This window comes from Streptomyces sp. NPDC007189 (genome assembly GCF_040703635.1).
In the GTDB taxonomy this organism is placed as follows: domain Bacteria; phylum Actinomycetota; class Actinomycetes; order Streptomycetales; family Streptomycetaceae; genus Streptomyces.
The window spans coordinates 479,439-501,319 of sequence record NZ_JBEYEY010000002.1; the positions used below are offsets into that span (position 1 = coordinate 479,439).

Sequence of the window (21,881 nt, forward strand, 5' to 3'; positions counted from 1 at the left end):
GCGGGTGACCCGGATGGAGAGCCGGCCAAGGGGGCCGGCGTGATCGAAAGGCAACCATGTCCACAGGCCTGATCGTGTTGATGGTGATCGTCGCGGTCCTGGTCGTCGGCGCGGCCGTCGCCCTGGCCCGGTTCCGCCGCGGGCGGGTCGGCGGGGCCGGCCTGAAGCGCCGCTTCGGACCCGAGTACGAGCGGACCGTCGCCCGGCACGGCGGTGACACCAAGGCCGCCGAACAGGAACTGGCCGAGCGTCTCGAGCGCCACGGCGACCTGCGGGAACGGCCGCTGGACCCGGCCGGGCGGGAGCAGTTCGCGACCCGCTGGACGGCCGTACAGGAACACTTCGTCGACGCGCCGCGGCAGGCGGTGGCCGAGGCCGACCGGCTGCTCGCCGAAGTCGCCGCCGCGCGCGGCTACCCGGACGGCGGGCGGTACGACGAGCAGTTCGCCGCGCTGTCCGTGCACCACGCCGACCACGTCGACGCCTATCGGCGGGTGCACCAGGTGGCCCAGACCGGGCCGAGTCACGGGCTGACCGAGGCCGGCTCCGGCACCGAGGAGATGCGCACCGCGCTCGTCGGCGCCCGCGCCCTCTTCGACGACCTGACCCACCCGGCCCGGGAGACCGGCCGCCATCGCGCGACCCACGCGCCGCGGGTGCTCGCCCGGAGCCATCCGAAGGAGAGCTGAGCGCCATGACGGACAGGACGAGCGGTCCCGGCGGTTCCGGCGACGAGCGCGACACGCGTCGCGCCGGCCGCGTTCCGCAGCCGCTGCCGGACGAGGACTGGACCCCCGAGGACGCGCCGCTGCACCACCACACCCCGAGGCACCTGCCGGACGCGGAGGAACGCCTCCCCGGCGAACCCGCACCGTCCCGCCTCCCCGGCTCGGCCGGCCCCGGCAGAAACGGCCTCACAGCCGACGACCGCACCCCCGGGATACCGGGTGAGGGGCTGACTCCGGGCGAGGGCCGGATGCCTCCGGCTGGGACGCCTGGTGAGGGCCGGATGTCGGGTGAGACCGGGATGCCTGGTGAGGGCCGGACGTCGGACGAAGGTCGGATGCCTCCGGCTGGGACACCTGGTGAGGGCCGGATGCCTGGCGAGACTGGGATGCCCGGCGAGGACCGGATGGCTGGCCCGGAGGGGATGCCGGGGGAGCGGCGGATGCCTGGTGAGACCGGGATGCCGGGCGCGTACGGTCCGGCCGCGGGGGCTGGTGAGACCGGGATGCCCGGTGAGGAACGGACCCCGGGTATGCGTGGAGCTCCCGGTCAGGGCCGGGTGTCCGGTGAGAGGCGTGCCGGGTACGACAGCCCCATGCCGGACGACGGGCTGGGGGTGCCGTCCTCCGGGGAGATGGCCGGGCGGGAGGCGCACACGACCGACTACCCGGCGCCGGACGCCTGGCCGGCGGCACCGGGCGGCAGGGCGACGGGGCCCGCTCCCGCCACCGCACCTGGGCAGACCACCGCGCCCGAGTCGGCGGCCGCACCCGGCACTTCCGCCGGCGCCTCCTCCGCCGCTGCCGGTGAGGCTGCCCCCGGACCCTCCGGCGCTGTCGGTGAGGCCGCTCCCGGGCCCTCCGGGGTTGGCGCGCCGTTGTTGCCGCACGAGGAGACCGATCGGTGGGAGCAGGAGATGCGGCGTCTGGCCGTGGGGTTCGTGGACGAGCCGCGGACGACGGTCGAGCAGGCCGATCACGTGCTGGAGGAGATCGCGGGGCGGTTCGAGGAGGCGGTGGAGCGGCGCCGCCGTACGCTGCGCCGGTCCTGGGAGGCCTCCGAGGACCGGGGCCCGGGCTCGGACGCCGACACCGAGCAGCTGAGGCTCGCCCTGCGCGACTACCGGGAACTGGCCGGACGGTTGCTGCACATGTGAGCCCCCGGATCCGCCCGCCGCGTGCCTACCCGGCGCCCGGACCCGGCAGCTCCCCCTTGGCGGCAGCCCTGCGCTGCCGCCACTCGCGTACGACCTCCTCGACGTCGTACGGCTTCTTGCCCAGCGGAGGACCCGGCGGCGGCTTGAACATCATGTCCTTGATCTTGACGTTGACGTCCTCGATGATCTTCCGCGCGATCCGCTCGGACGGCGCCGCGTAGGCCGCCGCGAGCGCGTCCTCCGCCTCCTTGCGCAGCGCGAGGGCGGGAGGCAGGACCGACAGCCCCTCGCGGGCCAACTTCCTCTTGACCCACCACAGTTCGTCGTACGCGGAGTAGAGATCGGCGGGCAGCGGCTCGCCCGCCCCCGGCAGCCGCTCGAACTCACCGCGCCGCTGCGCGTCGCGGATCTGCTTGTCGGCCCAGGACTCGAACGGCACACCCGGTGGTTTTCGCTCGGTCATGACCCCATTGTGCCGGACGCGGCCCGGCCGGGCGTTTTATCATGCGGCGGCGGTCCGCCGATCCGGCCGCCGCGCCACGATGGTCGTGCAGCCGGCCGTACAGGGGGAAACGCACGTGCTCGAACTCACCATGGCCACCGTCTCCGGGGAGGACGCGGGCGCCACCGCCGGCATGACGATGGCCGAGGCGCCGAGCGAGCCGGGCGCCGTGCTCCGGGTCGGCCGGGACGCGTCGCTGTGCCGGCTGGTCACCCCCGAGGACTGGCTGTTCGTCTCCCGGGTCCATCTGGAGTTCGTGTGCGGCCCCGACGGCGGCTGGCACCTCACCTGGCTGCGCGGTTCACAGCCCGACCCGGCCGCCGAAGTGCGGCTGACCGCCGGGGAGTACGCGCAGCCGCTCGGCTACGGCGCGACCGTGGCGCTGCCGCGCGGCGGGTCGGGCGAGATCGTCGTCCAGGACCGCACCGCGCCGCGCAGCGTCAACGTCGGCTTCTACCACGAGGCTTGAGCTCCGGCCGGGCGGCGCCGACGCGGCTCAGTCCAGCACGCGGGCCAGCGCGAAGCCGTCGTAGCCCTTGGCGCCGACCGTCTGGATCGCCGTGCCGCTCAGCCGCGGATGGGTGGCGATCAGCTCGATCGCGGCGCGCGTGCCCACGATGTCGGGCTCGGTGCTGTCGGCGTCGGTGACCCGGCCGCCGCGCACCACGTTGTCCAGGACGATCAGGCTGCCGGTGCGGGTGAGCCGCAGCGCCCACTCCACGTAGTGCGCGTTGTTGGCCTTGTCGGCGTCGATGAACACCAGGTCGAACGGGGCCGGGTTCTCGTCGGCGAGCTTGGGCAGCGACTCCAGGGCTGGGCCCACCCGCACCTCGGCGATCCGGTCCAGGCCGGCCCGGGCGATGTTGCGGGCGGCCACCTCGGCGTGCTTGGCGCTGTACTCGAGGGACACGAGTCTGCCGTCCTCCGGCAGGGCGCGGGCCAGCCAGATCGTGCTGTACCCGCCGAGCGTGCCGATCTCCAGGATGTGCCGTGCGCCCTGGACCTGGGCGAGCAGATGGAGGAGCTTGCCCTGTGCCGCCGTGACGGCGATGTGCGGCAGCCCGGCCGCGTCGTTCTCCCGCCGGGCCGCCCGCAGCGCCTCGTCGTCGGGTGCGAGGCGGCTGGTGAAGTAGTCGTCGACGTCGTCCCAGAGCTGGGAGTCGCTCATGGTCCTGCTGCCTTTCCCGAGTGCCTGCGCTTCCCCGACATCGTCTCAGCCGAGGGGCACGCACGGGGTGATCACCGACGGACTCGCCGCCCAGGGATCGGTTCCGCTGCGGGTACGGGCCGGGGGGTTGCGCTCACCGGCGCGGCGGTTTTCAGCGACCCCTACGGCGCTTACCGCTGCTCCACCGCCGGGGCGGAACCCGGCAGCGGCCGGCCCGCCGACTCCGACATCCTCCACACCGCGAACCCGCCCACGACAGCCGCGGCCATCATGTAGTACGCGGGCATCATCATGTTCCCCGTCGCCCCGATCAGCGCGGTGACGACCAGCGGCGTCGTCCCGCCGAACAGGGACACCGACACGTTGAACCCGATGGACAGGGACCCGTACCGCACCCGCGTCGGGAAGAGAGCGGGCAGCGCGGCCGGCATGGCCGCCGTGAAGCAGACCAGCAGCAGACCCAGCGCACCCATGCCCAGACCCACCGACAGCAGGCTGCCCTGGCGGATCAGCAGCAGGGCCGGGATGGACAGGAACAGGAAGCCCGCGCAACCGGCGGCGATCACCGGGCGGCGGCCGACCCGGTCGGTCAGCGCGCCGGCGAACGGCTGGACGATCATCATCAGGGCCATCACGCCCAGCACGACCAGCAGCCCGTGCGTCTCGTCGTACTTCAGCTCACTCGTGAGGTAGCTCGGCATGTACGACAGCAGCATGTAGTCGGTGACGTTGAAGACCAGCACCAGGCCCATGCACAGCAGCAGCGCCTTCCACTGGCCCGCGACCATCTCGCGCAGCGGCACCTTCGGCCGGGCGGCCTCCGCCTTCTCGACCTCGGCGGCGAAGGCCGGGGTCTCCTCGAGACGCATCCGCAGGTACAGGCCGATGATGCCCATCGGGCCGGCGATCAGGAACGGGATCCGCCAGCCCCAGGCCAGCAGGTCGTGCGAGGACAGCAGTGCCGTCATCAGGGTGACCAGGCCCGCGCCGCCGATGTAACCGGCCAGCGTGCCGAACTCCAGCCAGCTGCCGAAGAAGCCGCGCTTCTTGTCGGGGGCGTACTCGGCGATGAAGGTCGAGGCGCCCGCGTACTCACCGCCGGTGGAGAAGCCCTGCACCAGCCGGGCGGCGAGCAGCAGCAGCGGCGCACCGACGCCGATCGAGGCGTACGACGGGATCAGGCCGATCGCGAACGTGCCCACCGCCATCATGATCATGGTGACCGCGAGCACCTTCTGGCGGCCCACGCGGTCGCCCAGCGGACCGAAGACCATGCCGCCGAGCGGCCGGACCAGGAAGGCCGCCGCGAACGCGCCGAACGTCGACAGCAACTGCGCGGTCGGGTTGCCGGACGGGAAGAAGACCTTGCCCAGCGTGACGGCGATGTAGCTGTAGACACCGAAGTCGAACCACTCCATGGCGTTGCCGAGTGCGGCCGCCTTCACGGCGCGCTTGACCAGCGCGGGGTCGGTGACGGTGACGTCGCGGGCCTTGGTGGCCCGCCGGGTCTTGAGGGACGGGGTGACGGCAGTGACGGTCGCCAAAACGGGGCTCGCCTACCTTTCGTCGGGGACAGGGCGCGGTCCGTGCGGCGACGCTGCCGGGAAACGGGCCGAAAAAAGACCATAGGCGGAGTTCGGCCCCTTACGTACTGTATGCACTTAGCTGCTCAGTGCATCTAAATGGTGCGTACGCAGGTACGTCTGCCCGCCCGTGACCGGCCAATCCCGCCGGACGCTGTGATCCTTGTCGCGCCCCGCCGGGGCAACCGTTCCGGCCCCCGACTATCGTCTTCCGGACAAAAGGAGAACGGACGTCAGGTGAAGTCGCGGTAGCCTGCGTCCTTCTCCGGGGGACTGGGACCCTCATAGGGTCCTCCAGGAGTACCCGGCGTGCCCGGCGCCGGGACGACGGGGCGGGAGGCCGACGAGGCGTGGCGAACGTGGAGCACAGCGGGCGACCGGCGGACACCCTCGGCAGAGCACCGGCCGATGCGCGGCTGTGTGCGGCCCGCCTCGCCCTGTGGGCGGTGGCCGCCATCCTCGCGGTACGGCAGCTGACCGTGGTCCTCACCACGCCGAGCGGCGAGCGGCTGACCGACCTGGAGACCTGGGTCGGCCCGCACGGCGTCCTGCATGTGAAGGGCTCGCTCTACGACTCGACCCGGTTCACCGGCACCCCCTTCGCCGGCCTGGTCCTCAAACCCCTCACCCGCTCCGCGCAGGCCGCCCTCGGCTGGGGCTGGACCTTCGGCACCCTCCTGCTGGTCGTCGCCCTCGGCCTGGTGGCCGCCCGCGCGCTGCCCCAGCCGGTCGGCCGCCGCACCTCCCTGCTGGCCGCGCCGGTCGCGATCAGCCTGCTCATGCTGTCGCTGCCGGTGCGCAACGCCCTGTGGCTCGGCCAGACCAGCATCATCCCGGTGCTGCTCGTCCTGGTCGGCTGCTTCGCCGTGCGCGGGGAGCGGGGCAGCGGGGTGTGCATAGGCATGGCCGCCGCGCTGCAGCCGACCATGCTGCTGTTCGCCCCGCTGCTGTGGTTCACCGGCCGCCGCCGGGCCACCGCCGCCACCGCCGTCACCTTCACCTCCTGCGCCGCGCTCGCCTGGGCGGCGCTGCCGCACGACTCGTACACGTACTGGGTGCACCACATGGCCGGGGTGGGCCTCGGCGGCAAGGCCGACGCCCTCGGCAACCAGTCCCTGCACGGCGCCCTGCTCCGCCTGGGCCTGACCGGCCCCCTGGAGATCGGGCTCTTCCTCTCGCTGGGCGCCGTCGTCGCCGCCCTCGCCCTGCGCCGCGCCGTCCACTACGCCCACGACGGCCAGCTACTGCTCGCCGTGGCGATCACCGGCTGCGCCGCCGTCGCCGTGTCCCCGACCGCCTGGCAGCACCAGCTGCTGTGGGTGCTGCTCGCCATGGTCGGCCGGGTCGGCAGACGCGCCTCCGACCGCTATGTCTGGCCGGTCGCGATGGTCCTGGTGACGACGCTCCCGGCGAAGATGATGCTGCCGAACATGGCGGTCATGCACCCGCTGCGCGACAACCTCGTCCTGCTCGCCGCGCTGGCCGCCGCCACGGCCGTACCGTTCCTGTCCCGGACGTCCCCCACCTACCAGCGGCCCGTCCCGGCCGAGTACGCGCCGGCGGTCCCGGCCCGCTTCCGCCGCGTCCCCCTGCTGCCCGTCCTGCGCAGGGTCCTCACCCGCCCCAACCTCCTGCTGGAGCTGCTGCTGCTCCGTGTGGTGTACGCCGCCTACTCCCAGGTCCGGCTCGCCGCGACCGGCGGCACCATCTCCGGCGGCCGGGCGCGCGCCGAGCACCACGGGCACATCGTGCTGGACACCGAGCGGTTCCTGCACATCGACATCGAGCACTGGGCCAACCACGCCGTGGTGAGGATCGGCTGGCTGCGGGACTTCTTCGACTTCTACTACGAGTCCTTCCACTTCGTGGTCCCGCTGACGATCCTCGGCATCCTCTACTGGCGCCGCCCCGTCGACTACCGCTGGGCCCGCGCCTCCCTCGGTTTCGCCACCTTCCTCGCCCTGATCGGCTTCTGGCTCTTCCCGCTGGCCCCGCCGCGTCTGATGCCGACCCTCGGCATCATCGACACCGTCCACGGCGCCCAGAACTTCTCCAAGCCGAACTACGGCACGCTGACGGCCCTGACCAACCAGTACGCGGCGATGCCCTCGCTGCACTTCGGCTGGGCCCTGTGGTGCGGTGTCGTCATCGGGGTCATCGCCCCGAGGTGGTGGATGAAGGCCCTCGGCCTCCTGCATCCCCTCTTCACCGTCTCGGCGATCATCGCCACCGGCAACCACTGGGTGCTGGACGCGGTCGGCGGCGCGGTGGTGGTGTCGGCGGGCTTCGGGCTGTCGTACGTGTTCCAGGGCCCGCGAGCCCGTCTCGTCACGGCGGCGGCGGCCCGCCAGGAGTCCCCCGCCCCGCTCGCCGTGCCGGAAGGGCAGCGGTGACCAAGCTCGTGTCGCTGCCCTCGGGGGACTCGGGGGAGCACCTGGCCTGGTTCGCCACGGCCGCCCTCTTCGACGACGTGGCCGCCTTCGTCCTTGGCCATGTGGCGGACGAGCAGGCACGGCGCGCGGTCATCGCGGGCGCCGCCTCGGGCCATGTGTTCGTCGGGGACCTGCCCGAACCCGATCAGACCGCCGTCCTGCTCGCCCTGCGCTCAGCGCCCGCCTGGCCGACGGCGCACGCGAACCAGACGGTCTCGCCGCCGTCCGGCGCGGCCGTCACGTCGGTGACCAGCTCGCTCATCTCCAGCATGAGCGTCCGGTGCTCACTCGCGGCCCGAGGCCAGGAGCGCCAGGGCGCCTGATGCCGCCGCCGCGATGAGCAGGGGGATGCCCAGGCCGTGATGGAGGACCAGCCACGCGCCCAGGAAGGCGCCGGCGAGCATGGCGAGGACCGAGGCCGTGCGGCGCGGTGAGCGGTGGCCGGTGGCGTCGCCGATGTGGGATTCGGAGGCCAGACCGGTCAGGGTCATGGTGAGGACGGTGGTGGTGAGGTCGGCGACGCCCAGCTTGCGGACGGTGGCGTTGCGCAGGCCCATCGCGTAGCCGGTGAGGGCGATCAGGGCGTAGACCGTGGCGGTGGCGTGCGGCCAGGCGAAGGCGACCGCCGCCGACAGGGCGATCAGGAGGGCCTCCGCCGCCAGGGTGAGGCGGGTCCAGGTGCGGCGCGAGCCCTTGCCGACGCGGGCCGCGAGCCGGCCGCCGGTCACCGCGCCCAGGAGGAAGCAGGCGAGCGAGGTCGCCGTATGGGGCACGGAGAAGCCGGGCGCGCCGGCCGCCGCGAAGCCCAGGACGACCACGTTGCCGGTCATGTTGGCCGTGAAGACGCGGCCGAGCCCCAGATAGCTGACGGCGTCGATGAGTCCGCTGACCACGGTGAGGATCAGCAGGACGGCCACCAGGCGCAGCCCGCGCGCCTCCGGGTCGTACGTCTCTTCCGGCGATGTGTCACCCGCTGTGCTCACCGCCCCAGTTGACCACGCGGGGACACGGAAACGCCGAAGGCGGCGGCCCGGGGATCGGGGGCCGCCGCCTTCGGCGGCTGTGGACGGCTCAGTACCAGCCGTTGGCCTGCCAGAAGTTCCAGGCCTTGACGGGGCTGCCGTAGCGGGACTTCATGTAGTCCAGGCCCCACTTGATCTGGGTGGCAGGGTTGGTCTTCCAGTCGCTGCCGGCGGAAGCCATCTTCGAGCCCGGCAGGGCCTGGACCAGGCCGTAGGCGCCGGACGAGGAGTTGGTCGCGGTCGGGTTCCAACCGCTCTCATGCGAGACGATCTTGTTGAACGCGTTGAACTGCGCGGCGTCCGGGATCATCTTGTGCGCGATCGCCTGGGCGGAGGAGGCCGATGCGGGGGCCGCGGCATGGGCGGGCGCCGCGGACAGAGCCATACCGGCGGTGGCGGCGGCCACGGCGGCGGTGGTGAGGGCCTTCTTCGGGGAAGCGATGCGGCGGATGAAGGAGACGGACACGGAGTACCTCTTGCGTCGGGGACGGGGGATCGCCCGCATGGGGTGGGCCACGCGCTGTGGCCTTCATGCGTCGGCGCCCGGCCCGTGTGGGCTCGTGGCGCCTGGCGACGTCGTCCAGAGAAGCAGCCCGGAAAGCCGTCCGCAATGACCCCTTTTACTAGTTGTGGCCGGATGGGGCGGAATCGCCGAGTGTGTGACGTGGGTCGCAAATCGCAGGTCAGAGGGGGTACTCAAAAGGATGTATCGGACATTCGGGACTACGGCTCGGCATCGTAGGTGACCTGCGTCATGTGGGGCGCTTCACCGTCTCGCTTGCAGCCGGTGAAGCCGTCGATCCGGTGGGTGAGCGGTCCGGGGCGTCGAATGTGACCGCGGTCTCGAAGGCGGCGCGCCGGGTGGCCCTGCGCAGCGCGCGCAGCACCGCCGGGCCGAGAGCGAGGGTCAGCAGCACCGTGCACAGGGCCCGGCCCAGGTCCCAGCCGAGCGAGGTGGCCAGGCAATAGGCGATGAAGCGGGCCAGGTTGGCGGGCACGGAGGCATGGGCGTCGAAGGAGATGTTCGAGGCGGCGCCGCCCATGAAGGGCCAGCCGGCCAGATTCATGACGGTGCCGTAGGCGAAGGCGGCGAGGAAGCCGTAGACCGCGAGGAGCACCAGTTCCGCACGGCCGCGCAGCCGGACCGCGCCCGGCAGCAGCCCGGCGCCCATCGTGAACCAGCCCATCGCCAGCATCTGGAACGGCAGCCACGGCCCGACCCCGCCGGTGAGCAGGGCGGACGCGAACATCGTCACCGAGCCCAGGGTGAAGCCGAAGCCGGGGCCCAGCACGCGTCCGCTGAGCACCATCAGGAAGAACATCGGCTCGATCCCGGCCGTACCCGCGCCGATCGGGCGCAGCGCGGCGCCCGTCGCAGCCAGCACGCCCAGCATCGCCACGGCCTTCGGCCCGAGATCCGACTCCGAGATCGTCGCCGCCACGACCGCGACCAGGAGGGCCAACAGCCCCGCGAAGAGCCAGGGCGCGTCCTGGGCGTGGGCGCTCAGCCGGGACTCCGGCGGAGCGAGGAAGGGCCACCCGAACGCGACCACCCCGACGGCCCCGACCAGGACGAGCGCGACGAGCGAACGGGGGCCGAGACGGACGGCGTGCAGCCGGGCGGGGCGCAGGGGGCTGATGTGACTGTTAGGGCTCATGCGAGGGCCTCGCGGACGTCGGTCACGGTGAGCCACTGCTGCGGGGCGAGGATCTTCGTCACCTGCGGGGCGAAGGACGGCGAGGACACGACGATCTGCGCCGTCGACCCGTCGGCGATGACCTCCCCGTCCGCCAGCAGCACCACCCGGTGCGCGATCTCCGCCGCCAGCTCCACGTCGTGCGTGGCCAGCACGATCGCGTGGCCCTCGGCGGCGAGGGCGCGCAGGACGGCCGCCAGGCGGGCCTTGGCCGCGTAGTCCAGGCCGCGCGTCGGCTCGTCGAGCAGCAGCAGGGGCGGGCGGGCGGTCAGCACGACGGCCAGGGCGAGCGCCAGGCACTGCCCCTCGGACAGGTCGCGGGGGTGGGTGCCGTCCGTGATCCCGGGCAGCAGCTCGGACACCAGCGCCCGGCAGGTACCGGGCTCGGCGCCCGCGTCCCGGTCGGCCGCCGCGCACTCGTCGGCGACCGTGTCGGCGTAGAGGAGGTCCCGGGGGTCCTGCGGGACCAGACCGACGCGGCGCACGAGGTCGGGGGGCGCCGTGCGGTGAGGGACGGCGCCGGCGACGGTGACGCTACCGGCGGAGGGCGCGAGCAGCCCGACCAGGGAGCCGAGCAGCGTGGACTTTCCGGCGCCGTTGCGGCCCATGAGGGCGACGGTCTCGCCGGGGGCGACGGTGAGGTCCATATGACGCAGGGCGTGTATCCGACCGCGGCGGACGGAGAGCGAGCGGATCTCGGCGAGGGGGCTGTCGGCGGGCGCCGGGGTGAGGGAGGGGCGGCGCCGGAATAGGCGCCGGCGGCCGGGGGCGCCCCGAAGGGGCGCGGGGAACTGCGCGACCAGCCCGGACGGACCCGCGGCCGCCGACGGAGAGGTGCCACCCGCTGCGGCTGCGGAAAGGCGTTCTCGCAGCTCGCCGGCCTTCCGGCGAGCGTCCCGCACTGTCAGAGGCAGCGGCGACCAGCCCGCCAGCCGCCCCAGGTCCACCACCGGGGGGAAGACGGGCGAGACGGCCATCACCTCCGGCGGGGTGCCGACGACCGGCGGCTCGCCCGGGGCCGGGAGGAGCACGACCCTGTCGGCGTAGTGAAGGACCCGCTCAAGACGGTGCTCGGCCAGCAGGATCGTCGTACCGAGGTCGTGGACCAGCCGCTGCAGCACCGCGAGGACCTCTTCCGCCGCGGCCGGATCCAGCGCGGAGGTCGGCTCGTCCAGCACCAGCACCTGGGGATGCGGCGTGAGGACCGAGCCGATCGCGACCCGCTGCCGCTGCCCGCCGGAGAGGGTGGCGATCGGACGGTCGCGCAGCCCCGCGAGGCCCAGCAGATCGAGGGTCTCCTCGACCCGGCGCCGCATCACCTCGGGCGCGAGGCCCAACGACTCCATGCCGTAGGCGAGTTCGTCCTCGACGGTGTCGGTCACGAAGTGGGCGAGCGGATCCTGCCCCACCGTGCCCACCACGTCGGCGAGTTCGCGCGGCTTGTGGGTACGGGTGTCCCGGCCGGCCACCGTGACCCGCCCGCGCAGGGTGCCGCCGGTGAAGTGCGGCACCAGCCCGCTCACCGCGCCGAGCACGGTCGACTTGCCGACCCCGGACGGGCCGACGAGCAGCACCAGTTCGCCCTCGGGCACCTCGAAGTCGACGCCCTGGACGACGGGTCCGGCGGCCCCGTCGTACGTGACGCTGACATCCTCGAAGCGGATCACGACGGCTCCTTGGAGTTCTTGGATACGGCGAAGGCGGGGACCAGGGCGAGGAGGATCGCCGCGGCGGGCCACAGGGGAAGACCGGGGGAGACGAGGGGGACGACACCCGGGTGCAGCGCCTCCGGGTCGCGGGCGGCGGCCAGGCTGAGCAGCGCGGCGACCGCGGCGCCGGAGCCGGCCACCAGCCAGGCCCGTACGTCCCACGGGTCGGGCCGGTACCGGGTGCGCAGCGAGCGCCGGCCGCCGAGCCGCAGTCCCGCGAGCGCGGCGACGACACCGGCGAGGAGCAGCGGGACGCCGTAGACGCCGCCCTCCGCGGTGAGGAGGCCGTAGCTGCCGGCGCAGACGCCGAGCAGGCCGCCGAGGGTGAGCGCGGCCGTCGTACGGCGGACCCGTGCGGGAACCCGGGCACCGCGGCCGTAGCCCCGGGCCTCCATGGCGGCGGCGAGCGCGACCGAACGCTCCAACGCGCCCTCCAGCACCGGCAGTCCGACCTGGAGCAGGCCGCGCAGGCCCCGGTCCGGGCGGCCGCGCAGCCGGCGGGCGGCGCGCAGACGCTGGACGTCGGCGATGAGATGCGGGGCGAAGGTGAGCGCGACGACCACGGCGACCCCGGCCTCGTACAGGGCGCCGGGGAGGGACTTCAGCAGCCGGGTGGGGCCGGCGAGGGCGTTGGCCGCGCCGACGCAGATCAGCAGGGTGGCCAGCTTGAGGCCGTCGTAGGCGGCGAAGACGAGCGCCTCCGCCGTGACCTCGCCGCCCAGCCGGATCCCCTGCGCCCAGTGCGGCAGGGGCACTTCGGGCAGGGTGAACAGGGTGTGCGTGCCGGGGATGGGCGAGCCCAGCGCCGCCGCGAAGAGCAGGCGGACGAGGAGAACGGCGAGGGCGAGCTTGGCGAAGGCCGGGTAGGCGCGGGCGGCGGGGGTGTCGGTGCGGTGCGCTGCCACGACGTAGGCGGAGGCCGATATGAGAAGGGCGAGGAGGAGGGGGTTGGTGGTGCGGGTGGCGGCGGTGCCCAGGCTCAGCGCCCACAGCCACCAGGCGCCGGGGTGCACGAGCGCCCGGCGAGGGGCGCGGGCCGTACCGATGTGCGGCTGAGCCGCGTGGGCGCGCTCGGCCCCGACCGGCCCGCGGTCAGGCGGAGTCATCGCGTCGCCGTCGGTACTGCCACACCGCCGCACCCGCCAGCACGGCCACCACCCCGGCACCGACCGGCAACCCCAGCGAAGGCCCGCTGTCCGAACCGCTCTTCTTCTCCTCGGCCGGGGCCTTCTTGCCCGCGGAGCCGGAAACCTGCTCCCCGCACCCCTTCTGCGGATACCCGGCGATCGCGCACAGCAGGGCGTTGGCGTCGTACCGCAGCGGCGGCGCGACGGCCGCGAGCGCGTCCGCGGCCGTCGCGTCGGCCGGGATCCGCGCGCAGGCCGTACGGCGGGCCGGCGGCGTCTCGCCGGACGGCGCGTCCGCCGGGGTGCCGAAGTCGAGGACGACCGCCACCCGCTTCGTGCCGGACGCGGCGGGCTTCCCCGCACAGATCGTGCCGAAGTCCGCCGGCCCGCGCGGCCGGCTCGCGTCCGCCGAGTCCGCGCTCACCGCGAAGCGGAAGCCCTCCACCGCGCCGTCGCCGGGACGGGCGGTCGACGGCCCCTGCGTGGCGTACGTCCAGCGGTCCGAACTCCGCTCCCAGAAGGACCAGTAGCGGTACCCGGTGGCGTGCGCCGGGGCCGCGGCGGCCAGGAGCAGGAACGCGGCCGGCAGGACGCACCCGGCGCGGCGGACGGCACTCACGGCTGCCGCTTCTTCCGGCCGCTGAGCAGGAAGCCGATGCCGATGCCGGCGACGAGGCAGACGCCGACGAACCACCACACGCCGAAGCTCGAGCCGCCGTCGGACTTCCCGGGCTTCTTGGTCCCGTGCGTGGCGTTGTCCATGGCCGGCGCCGGGCCGAGCGCGTCGAGGGACCGGACCAGGCTGGTGCCGCCGAAGTCGCCGGGCTGCGCGCCGACCGCGTGCGCGGCGAGGATCAGCTGCGCGTACGCCGCGGGTCCGCTCTGCGCCGCCCAGGGCCCGGCGTTCTTCTCCAGCCAGGCGTAGGTCTTCTTCGCCGGCTCGGTGCGGCCGTCCGCGGCGAGCGCGACGACGGTGTCCGCCGTGTTGCCGTAGTCCGGCTGGTCCTTGGCGCCGGGCAGCGTGGACTGCAGGTGACCGGTGCTGGCGACGGCCGCCGCGAGATACGCGCCCGCGTTGTCGGCGATCCGCGCCGGGGCGGGGTGGCCGGCCTTGGCGCACGCGTCGTTCGCGGGCGCCTTGCCGGCGTCGGCCACGAACCCCTTGCCGAGCGCGGCGAGCACCCCGGCCGCCGTGGCGTCGGCGTTGGCGGCGAGCTCGCCCTTCTTGTCCGGCTGGTAGGCGAGGGCGCCGCCGCCGGCCTGGTCGCAGGGAAGGGACATGGCGGCGAGGAGGTCGTACGGCGACCTGCCCGCCTTCTCGACGCGCGCCGGGTCCGTGCCCGCCGCCGCGAGCGCGCCGATGACGACGGAGGTGGAGTTGGTGTCGCTGGCGCCGCCCGGCGAGTAGCCCCAGCCGCCGTCCTTGTTCTGCACGGACTTCAGCCAGGCGACCGCCTTGCCGACGGCGGCGTCGTGTCCGCCGACGGCCTTGAGGGCCTGGACCGCGGCGGCGGTGCTGTTGGTGTCCACCATGACCTTGGCGTCGCAGGCCTTGGCCGGGGCGGCGCGGAACGCGGCGAAGGCGCCGTTCGCGCACTGCTGCCCGGTGAGCCAGTCGACCGCCTTCACGGCCGGCCGGTAGCCGAGGGTCCGCTGGGCGACGAGCGTCAGCGACTGCCGCCAGACGCCGTCGTAGGTCGGGTCGGACTTTCCGTACAGACCGGACGGCACGGCGACCTTGGGAGACGGCGACGGGGACTGGCCGGCGGCCGTGGCGGGCGCGGCGGCGGCCAGCACGCCTACGGCGGCGAGAGCCGCGGCACTGCGGCGGACGTTCATGGTCGGCGACTGCCTCTCTGCGGGGAACCGGCAGCGCACGGGAGACCCCCGGGCGGCTCGGCTCCGTAAACCTCGACGGTGCCGTGCGCGGCGGACCGCCGACGCACGCGAGCCGGTCAACGTCCCGCCCGGGGCATTCCGGCTCACCATCTTTGCGACGGCTCACGGATGGGGGCGCCCCCGGGCTCGAGCGAAGCCGAGAGCTTGGGGGAGGGCCAGCGCCGGAATTGCACCGGCTTTCCCCCGTACGGGTGTGATGACGACCCCGCCACTTTAGCGGCAGCCCCGCGCGGCCCGAGCAGTGGCTGTGCCCACGCGCTCGCGGTGACTAGGGTCACGGTCATGACGGAGACGGGGAGACTGCTGGGCTCGGGCCGTTCGGCCGACGTGTACGAGATCGACGACGCCTGGGTCCTGCGCCGGGACCGGGAGGGCTGGGGGGACGCGGCGGCCGAGGGCGCCGTGATGACGTACGTACGGCAGCACGGCTATCCGGCGCCGCTGGTACGGCCCACCGGCTCGCGCACCGATCTGGTGATGGAGCGGCTGTCCGGGCCCACCCTGCTCGACGCCCTCGGGGACGGGCGGGTGAGCGCGGAGGACGCGGGCGCGCTGCTCGCCTCCCTGCTGCGGCGACTGCACGCCGTACCGGGACGCGACCCGGCCGACCCGCGCTCCCGCGTCCTGCACCTCGATCTGCACCCCGGCAACGTGATGCTCACCCCGGACGGCCCCCGGGTCATCGACTGGTCCAACACCGAGGACGGCCCTCCCGGGCTGGACTGGGGCATGTCGGCGGTGATCCTCGCCCAGGTCGCCGTCGGCGACACCCCGCTCGCGGCTCAGGCCCACGCCCTGCTCGGTTCCCTGCTGGCCGGTCGCTCCGCCGTGACGGAGGAGGGCCTGACGGAGGCCCGCCGACGCCGGGCGGCCAACCCGACGATGACCCGGCAGGAGAGCGAACTGCTGTCCCTGGCCGAGGAGTTGATCAGGAAGCTGGCCTTCCGCTGAGACCGGCGGCCTTCGGCGTCTCACCGCCGAAGGCCAGGTGCAGGGTGCGGGAGGCGATCAGCCAGCTGCCGCCGACCCGGCGGAAGGCGTCCACGTAATGCCCCACCTGCACGGGCGGCCCGGCGGGGAGCAGACCCGTTTCGTACCCGTCGACGCGGTACGTCGTGAAGTACGAGGTCGCGCTCGCCGTCTCCGGACCGGTCACCGTGACCAGTACGTTGGACATCAGACGCCGGGACAGCCGGTCGCCTGGCCGGGACCCGAAGTAGGCCCGCAGCGCCTCCCGCCCCTCCACCCGCCGCCCGTCACCCGGCGCCGGCCACTCCCAGACACCGTCCTCGGTGAACAGCTCGGCCACGGAGCCCGGTTCGCCGAGGTCGAGACGGTGGACGAAGTCGATGACGGCACGCTCACAGGCGCGCTCGGCCAGAAGTCGCTGCACGGGGTCCATACGCCTGTGTAGCAGGACGCCCGTCACCGGTCGACCGGATTCACGACCACGCAGACCACCGGTCCGGACGTCACCTCGCGCGATACGTGCCCTTCGCACGGCGGCCGTGGATGTGCGCGCTCTCCCGAAGTCCCCGGCGCACGAGTCGGCGCTGGCGGCCCCTTTCCAGCCGGGCGAACATCGCGAACCATCCGCCGAGCAACACGCCCATGCCCAACGCCGGCAGAACGTCGCCCTCCGAGGCGAGGAGGAAGAGGCCCGAGGAGAAAAGCCCGGCCACCACCGCCACGACGAGTGGCCGCCTCGCCGCGAACATCTGCGATCTGGTCGGAGGCCGTTCACCTCCGAGGGCGCGGTCGACGGCCCAGTAGGCACGCGCCGGATCCCCGCCCCTGATCGGCATGGCGGGATCGTAGCCCGCTCCCCGGCCACGGAAACAGCTCCGGCACCCAGGTGAGTCCGAGCAGCCACGGGGTACGCTCCAGCGGTTCCGACGTACCGACCGGGGTGGGGAAACGTGCACGAGTCCGAGGCCGAGCGGCTGATCGAGCGGGCGTACGAGGCGTGGGCCGCCGAGGACTGGTTGGCCGCCGCCGGTCTGCTGGAGCAGGTGCTGGCCCACTTCCCGGACGCGCCGCAGAGCGAGGTGTGGTGGTACGACGCCGCGCTCGCCCACAAGTTCCTGCGCAACTGGGCGAAGGCGTACGAGCTGGGCCGCGAGGCCGCCGCCCGCGCGCCGCGCGGCGAGGGGGATCCGGCCCACTGGAACCTGGGCATCGCCGCCACCATCCAGCGCGACTGGGTGACGGCCCGTGCGGCGTGGGCCGGCTTCGGCATCGAACTCCCGGACGGCGAGGGCGAGATCAACGGCCGGTTCGGGCCGGCCTGCGTACGGCTGGACACGGGAGGGGAGCGGGAGGTCGTCTGGGTGGACCGGCTCTGCCCGACGCGCGGCCGGGTGATGAACGTGCCCGTGACCGCCGGCCGGCGCTTCGGCGAGATCGTCGTCCACGACGGGGAGCCGAAGGGGGAGCGGGTCGTCGACGGCATGACGTTCCCCGTCTTCGACGAGCTGCTCCTGTTCGAGGCGTCCGAGCTGCCCACCCTGGAGGTCATGGTCGACGCGGGGGCGGCGGCCGATCTGGAGGCGCTGGTCAGGCTGTTCGTCGACCACGGTTACGGCGCCGAGCCCGCGAGCGCCGTCGAGGTGATGTGCGCGTGCTGCAGCGAGGGCACCCACCAGCAGGACCGCACCGTGCACGCGGGCGCCCAGCCGGTCGCCCTGGCCGCGCCCGAGGAGGAGGCCCGGCGCCTGCTGGAGCAGTGGGCCGGGCAGACGGCGGCCGGCCGGAGCTGGAAGGGGCTGACGGTCGCCTGAGCGGTGTGCCGGGGCCTCAGCGCGAACCGCCCGGCTCCGTCAGGTCGATCAGCCTGCACACCGTCTCGATGTCGATCTTCACCTGCGCGATGGAGGCACGCCCGGACAGCCAGGTGATCAGCGCCGAGTGCCAGGTGTGCTCGATCACCCGGACCGCCGACAACTGCTCGGGCGTGGGGTCCTCCAGGCCCATCGCGTCCAGGATGATCAGCGTCGTCTGCCGGGAGACCTGGTCGACCTCCGGCGAGACGCTGCGGTCGGCGAACGTCAGCGCGCGGACCATCGCGTCGGCCAGGTGCGGCTCGCGCTGCAGCGCCCGGAAGGCCCGCATCAGGGTCTCGGCGACCCGCTCGGCGGCCGTGTCACCCGCGGGCGGCTTCTTCCGCAGCGTGGCGTGCAGGTGCTCCAACTGGTCCTGCATCGTCGCCACCAGCAGATGGATCTTGGACGGGAAGTAGCGGTACAGCGTGCCGAGCGCCACCTGGGAGGACTCGGCGACCTCGCGCATCTGCACGGCGTCGAAACCGCCGCGGCCGGCCAGCTGGGCGCTCGCGTGCAGGATCCGCCGGCGGCGGGCCTCCTGGCGCTCGGTGAGCGGCGCCGAGGCCGGCCTCGAAACACTGGCTTCCGCAGGCATGGGTACCGTTCCGTGACAGTCGGTGAAGGCGTCTGTGGGGCACGTGATCGAACAGCTTGGCAGGGCGCCGCGCCGTGGCGCGAATCACCTGATCCACCGCTCACAGCGCCCTTACCTGCCGGTAGATTCAGAGCCTCTTGAACGATCAAGTCTGAAACTTGTTCTAGGTTAGCGTCCCGCGTAGTCTCGCGGGACAGTGCAGGCAGAAGGGGGCACGTCAGTGACCGCTGAGGCCCGGGTGGCGGGCGCCGACCTCGACCCCGCCGCTGACGGCGAGCGACCGCTCGACATCGCGCTCCTCACCTATAAAGGGAACCCGTTCTGCGGCGGCCAAGGGGTCTACGTACGGCACCTCTCGCGCGAACTGGCCCGGCTCGGCCACCGCGTCGAGGTCATCGGCTCGCAGCCGTACCCCGTGCTCGACGAGGGCTGCCCCGGACTCACCCTGACCGAGCTGCCCAGCCTCGACCTCTACCGGCAGCCCGACCCCTTCCGCACCCCCGGGCGGGAGGAGTACCGGGACTGGATCGACGCCCTCGAAGTCGCCACGATGTGGACCGGCGGCTTCCCCGAGCCGCTGACCTTCTCCCTGCGCGCCCGCCGCCATCTGCGCGCCCGGCGCGGCGAGTTCGACGTCGTCCACGACAACCAGACCCTCGGCTACGGCCTGCTGGGCGACATCGGCGCCCCCCTGGTCACCACCGTCCACCACCCCATCACCGTGGACCGGCAGCTGGAGCTGGACGCGGCCGACGGCTGGCAGCGCCGCTGGTCGGTGCGCCGCTGGTACGCCTTCACCCGGATGCAGAAGCGCGTCGCGCGCCGGCTGCCCTCCGTCCTGACCGTCTCCGGCACCTCCCGGCAGGAGATCGTCGACCACCTCGGCGTCCGCGAGGAGCGCGTGCACGTCGTGCACATCGGCGCCGACACCGATCTGTTCGCGCCGAATCCCGCCGTGCGCGAGGTGCCGGGCCGGATCGTCACCACCTCCAGCGCCGATGTGCCGCTCAAGGGGCTGGTGTTCCTGGTGGAGGCCCTCGCCAAGGTGCGCACCGAGCACCCCGCCGCCCATCTCGTCGTCGTCGGCAAACGCCCCGCGGAGGGGCCGGTCGCGGCGGCGGTCGAGCGGTACGGCCTCGAAGGCGCCGTCGAGTTCGTCAAGGGCATCTCCGACGCCGAACTGGTCGACCTGATCCGCTCCGCCGAGGTCGCCTGCGTGCCCTCCCTGTACGAGGGCTTCTCGCTGCCCGCCGCCGAGGCCATGGCCACCGGCACCCCGCTGCTCGCCACCACCGGCGGAGCGATCCCCGAGGTCGCCGGCCGCGACGGCGAGACCTGCCTGGCCGTGCCGCCGGGCGACGCGGGCGCGCTGGCCGCCGGACTCGGCCGGCTGCTCGGGGACCCGGAGCTTCGGGCCCGGCTCGGCCGCGCCGGCCGCGAACGGGTGCTGCGGCACTTCACCTGGGCGCGGGCCGCCGAGGGCACCGTCGCCCACTACCGCGAGGCCATCGCCCGCGCCGGCCGCTCCACCGGCCCCCGCCCCGACAGCCACTCCCCGGCAGGCATCAGCTCCCGGACTCCCGGCCGCTTCGCGGCCCCAGCAACTGCAGGCGTCTCCTCCGAAAGCAGGGCCACGTGCTGACCGTCGACTTCTCCCGGTTCCCGCTCGCCCAGGGCGACCGCGTCCTGGACCTCGGCTGCGGGGCCGGCCGGCACGCCTTCGAGTGCTACCGGCGCGGAGCCCAGGTCGTGGCCCTGGACCAGAACGGCGAGGAGATCCGCGAGGTCGCCAAGTGGTTCGCGGCGATGAAGGAGGCCGGCGAGGCACCCGAGGGCGCCACCGCCACCGCCATGGAGGGCGACGCCCTCGCGCTGCCCTTTCCCGACGAGTCCTTCGACGTGGTCATCATCTCCGAGGTGATGGAGCACATCCCCGACGACAAGGGCGTGCTCGCCGAGATGGTCCGCGTGCTCAGGCCGGGCGGCCGTATCGCCGTCACCGTGCCGCGCTACGGCCCCGAGAAGGTCTGCTGGGCGCTGTCCGACGCCTACCACGAGGTCGAGGGCGGCCACATCCGCATCTACAAGGCCGACGAACTCGTCGCCAAGATCCGCGAGGCCGGCCTGAAGCCGTACGGCAGCCACCACGCGCACGCCCTGCACTCGCCGTACTGGTGGCTGAAGTGCGCCTTCGGCGTCGACAACGACAAGGCCCTGCCCGTGCGGGCGTACCACAAGCTGCTGGTCTGGGACATCATGAAGAAGCCGCTGGCCACCCGGGTCGCCGAGCAGGCGCTGAACCCGCTGATCGGCAAGAGCTTCGTCGTCTACGCCACCAAGCCCCACCTGCCCCGGGTGGACGCCAAGTGACCACTCCCCGGACAGAACACCTGGTCCTGCCCGGGGTCCTCACCGCCGGGCAGGCCGCCGCGACCGTCCGCGGCATCCTCGCCGTCCAGCGGGAGGACGGCGCGATCCCCTGGTTCCGCGGCCACCACCTGGACCCCTGGGACCACACCGAGGCCGCGATGGCCCTGGACGCGGCCGGCGAACACGAGGCCGCCGAACGGGCCTACCTGTGGCTCGCCCGGCACCAGAACGAGGACGGCTCCTGGTACGCCGCCTACGCCGACGGCGCCCACGACGACGTCACCGACCGCGCCCGCGAGTCCAACTTCGTCGCCTACATAGCCGTCGGCGTCTGGCACCACTACCTCTCCACCGGCGACGACACCTTCCTGGACCGCATGTGGCCCACCGTCTACGCGGCCATCGAGTGGGTGCTCGCCCTGCAGCAGCCCGGCGGTCAGATCGGCTGGCGCCGCGAGGACGACGGCACGCCCACTCCGGACGCCCTGCTCACCGGCAGCTCCTCCATCCACCAGGCGCTGCGCTGCGCCCTCGCCATCGCCGAGCAGCGTGAAGAACCGCAGCCCGACTGGGAGTTGGCTCTCGGCGCGCTGCGCCACGCGATCCGCCGGCACCCCGAGCGCTTCCTCGACAAGGACCGCTACTCGATGGACTGGTACTACCCGGTCCTCGGCGGCGCGCTCACCGGCGAGGAGGCCAGGGCCCGCATCGCCGCGTCCTGGGACCGGTTCGTGGTGCCGGACACCGGCGTGCGCTGCGTGGTCCCCAACCCCTGGGTCACCGGCGGCGAGTCCAGCGAACTCGCCCTCGCCCTGTGGGCGGTGGGCGAGTCGGACCGGGCCCTTGAGATCCTGCAGTCCATCCAGCACCTGCGCGACCCGGACAGCGGCCTGTACTGGACGGGCTACGTCTTCGACGACGACGCCGTCTGGCCCCGCGAACTGACCACCTGGACGGCCGGCGCCCTCCTCCTCGCCGTCGCCGCGCTCGGCGGCCACGAGGCCACCTGCGCGGTCTTCGGCGGGGAACACCTCCCAACCGGCCTGGACCCCGACTGCTGCGCCTAGCCGGGG

General features: G+C 73.5%; 23 protein-coding genes. 10 read left to right on the forward strand and 13 right to left on the reverse strand.

Translation table 11 applies throughout. The features are described from left to right. The first annotated feature begins 56 nt into the window (after positions 1-56). Together AB0950_RS05265 and AB0950_RS05270 are read left to right on the forward strand one after the other, a co-directional pair. Positions 57-689: a hypothetical protein gene (locus AB0950_RS05265; protein ID WP_366777837.1), complete on the forward strand. Its 633-nt coding sequence runs from the start codon at positions 57-59 to the stop codon at positions 687-689. Between the two features lie 632 nt (positions 690-1,321). Then, a complete protein-coding gene (locus tag AB0950_RS05270; RefSeq protein ID WP_366777838.1) occupies positions 1,322-1,882 on the forward strand; it encodes a hypothetical protein in 561 nt (186 codons plus the stop codon). 25 nt (positions 1,883-1,907) lie between these two features. On the opposite strand, the gene AB0950_RS05275 is transcribed toward AB0950_RS05270, so the two are convergent. Next, the gene (locus AB0950_RS05275) at positions 1,908-2,345 is read right to left on the reverse strand and encodes a DUF1992 domain-containing protein (RefSeq protein ID WP_360143855.1); all 438 of its coding nucleotides are present in this window, start codon (positions 2,343-2,345) and stop codon (positions 1,908-1,910) included. A gap of 115 nt (positions 2,346-2,460) precedes the next feature. Here AB0950_RS05275 and AB0950_RS05280 point away from each other — a divergent pair, with 115 nt between their 5' ends. Beyond that, entirely contained in the window at positions 2,461-2,853 is a 393-nt protein-coding gene (locus tag AB0950_RS05280) for a hypothetical protein (RefSeq protein ID WP_360143852.1), read from the forward strand. A gap of 27 nt (positions 2,854-2,880) precedes the next feature. On the opposite strand, the gene AB0950_RS05285 is transcribed toward AB0950_RS05280, so the two are convergent. Together AB0950_RS05285 and proP are read right to left on the reverse strand one after the other, a co-directional pair. Continuing rightward, positions 2,881-3,552, reverse strand: a complete 672-nt coding sequence (locus tag AB0950_RS05285) for an O-methyltransferase (RefSeq protein WP_360143849.1) — start codon at positions 3,550-3,552, stop codon at positions 2,881-2,883. 170 nt (positions 3,553-3,722) lie between these two features. Beyond that, positions 3,723-5,096, reverse strand: coding sequence for a glycine betaine/L-proline transporter ProP (gene proP, locus AB0950_RS05290; protein ID WP_366777839.1), 1,374 nt, complete (start codon positions 5,094-5,096; stop codon positions 3,723-3,725). A 389-nt stretch (positions 5,097-5,485) separates the two neighbouring features. Here proP and AB0950_RS05295 point away from each other — a divergent pair, with 389 nt between their 5' ends. Beyond that, positions 5,486-7,528 (forward strand): bifunctional glycosyltransferase 87/phosphatase PAP2 family protein, encoded by a 2,043-nt coding sequence (locus AB0950_RS05295; RefSeq protein WP_366777840.1) that lies wholly within the window; start codon positions 5,486-5,488, stop codon positions 7,526-7,528. Then, the gene (locus tag AB0950_RS05300; protein WP_366777841.1) at positions 7,525-7,890 is read left to right on the forward strand and encodes a hypothetical protein; all 366 of its coding nucleotides are present in this window, start codon (positions 7,525-7,527) and stop codon (positions 7,888-7,890) included. Before AB0950_RS05295 ends, AB0950_RS05300 begins: the two co-directional genes overlap by 4 nt. On the opposite strand, the gene AB0950_RS05305 is transcribed toward AB0950_RS05300, so the two are convergent. From AB0950_RS05305 to AB0950_RS05335, 7 genes are all read right to left on the reverse strand, one after another. Beyond that, positions 7,852-8,550: a YoaK family protein gene (locus AB0950_RS05305; RefSeq protein ID WP_360571040.1), complete on the reverse strand. Its 699-nt coding sequence runs from the start codon at positions 8,548-8,550 to the stop codon at positions 7,852-7,854. The genes AB0950_RS05300 and AB0950_RS05305 overlap by 39 nt on opposite strands. Before the next feature lie 88 nt (positions 8,551-8,638). Beyond that, entirely contained in the window at positions 8,639-9,055 is a 417-nt protein-coding gene (locus tag AB0950_RS05310; RefSeq protein WP_360143834.1) for a transglycosylase SLT domain-containing protein, read from the reverse strand. Between the two features lie 286 nt (positions 9,056-9,341). After that, positions 9,342-10,247 (reverse strand): ECF transporter S component, encoded by a 906-nt coding sequence (locus tag AB0950_RS05315; RefSeq protein ID WP_366777842.1) that lies wholly within the window; start codon positions 10,245-10,247, stop codon positions 9,342-9,344. Continuing rightward, entirely contained in the window at positions 10,244-11,953 is a 1,710-nt protein-coding gene (locus AB0950_RS05320) for an ATP-binding cassette domain-containing protein (protein ID WP_366777843.1), read from the reverse strand. Before AB0950_RS05320 ends, AB0950_RS05315 begins: the two co-directional genes overlap by 4 nt. Next, positions 11,950-13,101: a CbiQ family ECF transporter T component gene (locus tag AB0950_RS05325; RefSeq protein ID WP_360571046.1), complete on the reverse strand. Its 1,152-nt coding sequence runs from the start codon at positions 13,099-13,101 to the stop codon at positions 11,950-11,952. Before AB0950_RS05325 ends, AB0950_RS05320 begins: the two co-directional genes overlap by 4 nt. Beyond that, the gene (locus AB0950_RS05330; protein ID WP_366777844.1) at positions 13,088-13,741 is read right to left on the reverse strand and encodes an SCO2322 family protein; all 654 of its coding nucleotides are present in this window, start codon (positions 13,739-13,741) and stop codon (positions 13,088-13,090) included. The genes AB0950_RS05325 and AB0950_RS05330 overlap by 14 nt, the downstream gene beginning before the upstream one ends. Then, positions 13,738-14,961 (reverse strand): prenyltransferase/squalene oxidase repeat-containing protein, encoded by a 1,224-nt coding sequence (locus AB0950_RS05335; protein WP_360571050.1) that lies wholly within the window; start codon positions 14,959-14,961, stop codon positions 13,738-13,740. The genes AB0950_RS05330 and AB0950_RS05335 overlap by 4 nt, the downstream gene beginning before the upstream one ends. A 342-nt stretch (positions 14,962-15,303) precedes the next feature. On the opposite strand from AB0950_RS05335, the gene AB0950_RS05340 reads away from it, so the two are divergent. Continuing rightward, a complete protein-coding gene (locus AB0950_RS05340) occupies positions 15,304-15,972 on the forward strand; it encodes a phosphotransferase (RefSeq protein ID WP_366777845.1) in 669 nt (222 codons plus the stop codon). Here AB0950_RS05340 and AB0950_RS05345 read toward each other — a convergent pair. Both AB0950_RS05345 and AB0950_RS05350 read right to left on the reverse strand, forming a co-directional pair. Beyond that, entirely contained in the window at positions 15,950-16,423 is a 474-nt protein-coding gene (locus AB0950_RS05345) for a nuclear transport factor 2 family protein (RefSeq protein ID WP_360143813.1), read from the reverse strand. The two genes, AB0950_RS05340 and AB0950_RS05345, sit on opposite strands and share 23 nt — an antisense overlap. A 70-nt stretch (positions 16,424-16,493) precedes the next feature. Beyond that, a complete protein-coding gene (locus tag AB0950_RS05350) occupies positions 16,494-16,826 on the reverse strand; it encodes a hypothetical protein (protein WP_366777846.1) in 333 nt (110 codons plus the stop codon). 114 nt (positions 16,827-16,940) lie between these two features. Between AB0950_RS05350 and AB0950_RS05355 the strand changes: the two genes are divergently transcribed. Then, positions 16,941-17,801 (forward strand): tetratricopeptide repeat protein, encoded by an 861-nt coding sequence (locus tag AB0950_RS05355; protein ID WP_360143807.1) that lies wholly within the window; start codon positions 16,941-16,943, stop codon positions 17,799-17,801. A gap of 16 nt (positions 17,802-17,817) precedes the next feature. On the opposite strand, the gene AB0950_RS05360 is transcribed toward AB0950_RS05355, so the two are convergent. After that, positions 17,818-18,438 carry a TetR family transcriptional regulator gene (locus tag AB0950_RS05360; RefSeq protein ID WP_360143804.1) on the reverse strand — a complete coding sequence of 207 codons (621 nt, stop codon included), beginning with the start codon at positions 18,436-18,438 and terminating at the stop codon, positions 17,818-17,820. A gap of 220 nt (positions 18,439-18,658) precedes the next feature. Between AB0950_RS05360 and AB0950_RS05365 the strand changes: the two genes are divergently transcribed. The 3 genes from AB0950_RS05365 to AB0950_RS05375 are packed head-to-tail and all read left to right on the forward strand — an operon-like array spanning position 18,659 to position 21,875. Next, on the forward strand, positions 18,659-20,080 hold the full coding sequence (locus AB0950_RS05365) for a glycosyltransferase family 4 protein (protein WP_366777847.1): 1,422 nt from the start codon (positions 18,659-18,661) through the stop codon (positions 20,078-20,080). After that, positions 20,074-20,808, forward strand: a complete 735-nt coding sequence (locus tag AB0950_RS05370; RefSeq protein WP_366777848.1) for a class I SAM-dependent methyltransferase — start codon at positions 20,074-20,076, stop codon at positions 20,806-20,808. The genes AB0950_RS05365 and AB0950_RS05370 overlap by 7 nt, the downstream gene beginning before the upstream one ends. Continuing rightward, the gene (locus AB0950_RS05375; RefSeq protein WP_360143795.1) at positions 20,805-21,875 is read left to right on the forward strand and encodes a prenyltransferase; all 1,071 of its coding nucleotides are present in this window, start codon (positions 20,805-20,807) and stop codon (positions 21,873-21,875) included. Before AB0950_RS05370 ends, AB0950_RS05375 begins: the two co-directional genes overlap by 4 nt. Positions 21,876-21,881: the final 6 nt, after the last annotated feature.

Excerpts from the sequence above, each read along its gene's own strand:
- AB0950_RS05265 (WP_366777837.1), top strand. The coding sequence starts at position 57 with ATGTCCACAGGCCTGATCGTGTTGATGGTGATCGTCGCGGTCCTGGTC.
- AB0950_RS05270 (WP_366777838.1), top strand. The coding sequence starts at position 1,322 with ATGCCGGACGACGGGCTGGGGGTGCCGTCCTCCGGGGAGATGGCCGGG.
- AB0950_RS05275 (WP_360143855.1), bottom strand. The coding sequence starts at position 2,345 with ATGACCGAGCGAAAACCACCGGGTGTGCCGTTCGAGTCCTGGGCCGAC.
- AB0950_RS05285 (WP_360143849.1), bottom strand. The coding sequence starts at position 3,552 with ATGAGCGACTCCCAGCTCTGGGACGACGTCGACGACTACTTCACCAGC.
- AB0950_RS05315 (WP_366777842.1), bottom strand. The coding sequence starts at position 10,247 with ATGAGCCCTAACAGTCACATCAGCCCCCTGCGCCCCGCCCGGCTGCAC.
- AB0950_RS05325 (WP_360571046.1), bottom strand. The coding sequence starts at position 13,101 with ATGACTCCGCCTGACCGCGGGCCGGTCGGGGCCGAGCGCGCCCACGCG.
- AB0950_RS05335 (WP_360571050.1), bottom strand. The coding sequence starts at position 14,961 with ATGAACGTCCGCCGCAGTGCCGCGGCTCTCGCCGCCGTAGGCGTGCTG.
- AB0950_RS05340 (WP_366777845.1), top strand. The coding sequence starts at position 15,304 with ATGACGGAGACGGGGAGACTGCTGGGCTCGGGCCGTTCGGCCGACGTG.
- AB0950_RS05345 (WP_360143813.1), bottom strand. The coding sequence starts at position 16,423 with ATGGACCCCGTGCAGCGACTTCTGGCCGAGCGCGCCTGTGAGCGTGCC.
- AB0950_RS05350 (WP_366777846.1), bottom strand. The coding sequence starts at position 16,826 with ATGCCGATCAGGGGCGGGGATCCGGCGCGTGCCTACTGGGCCGTCGAC.
- AB0950_RS05360 (WP_360143804.1), bottom strand. The coding sequence starts at position 18,438 with ATGCCTGCGGAAGCCAGTGTTTCGAGGCCGGCCTCGGCGCCGCTCACC.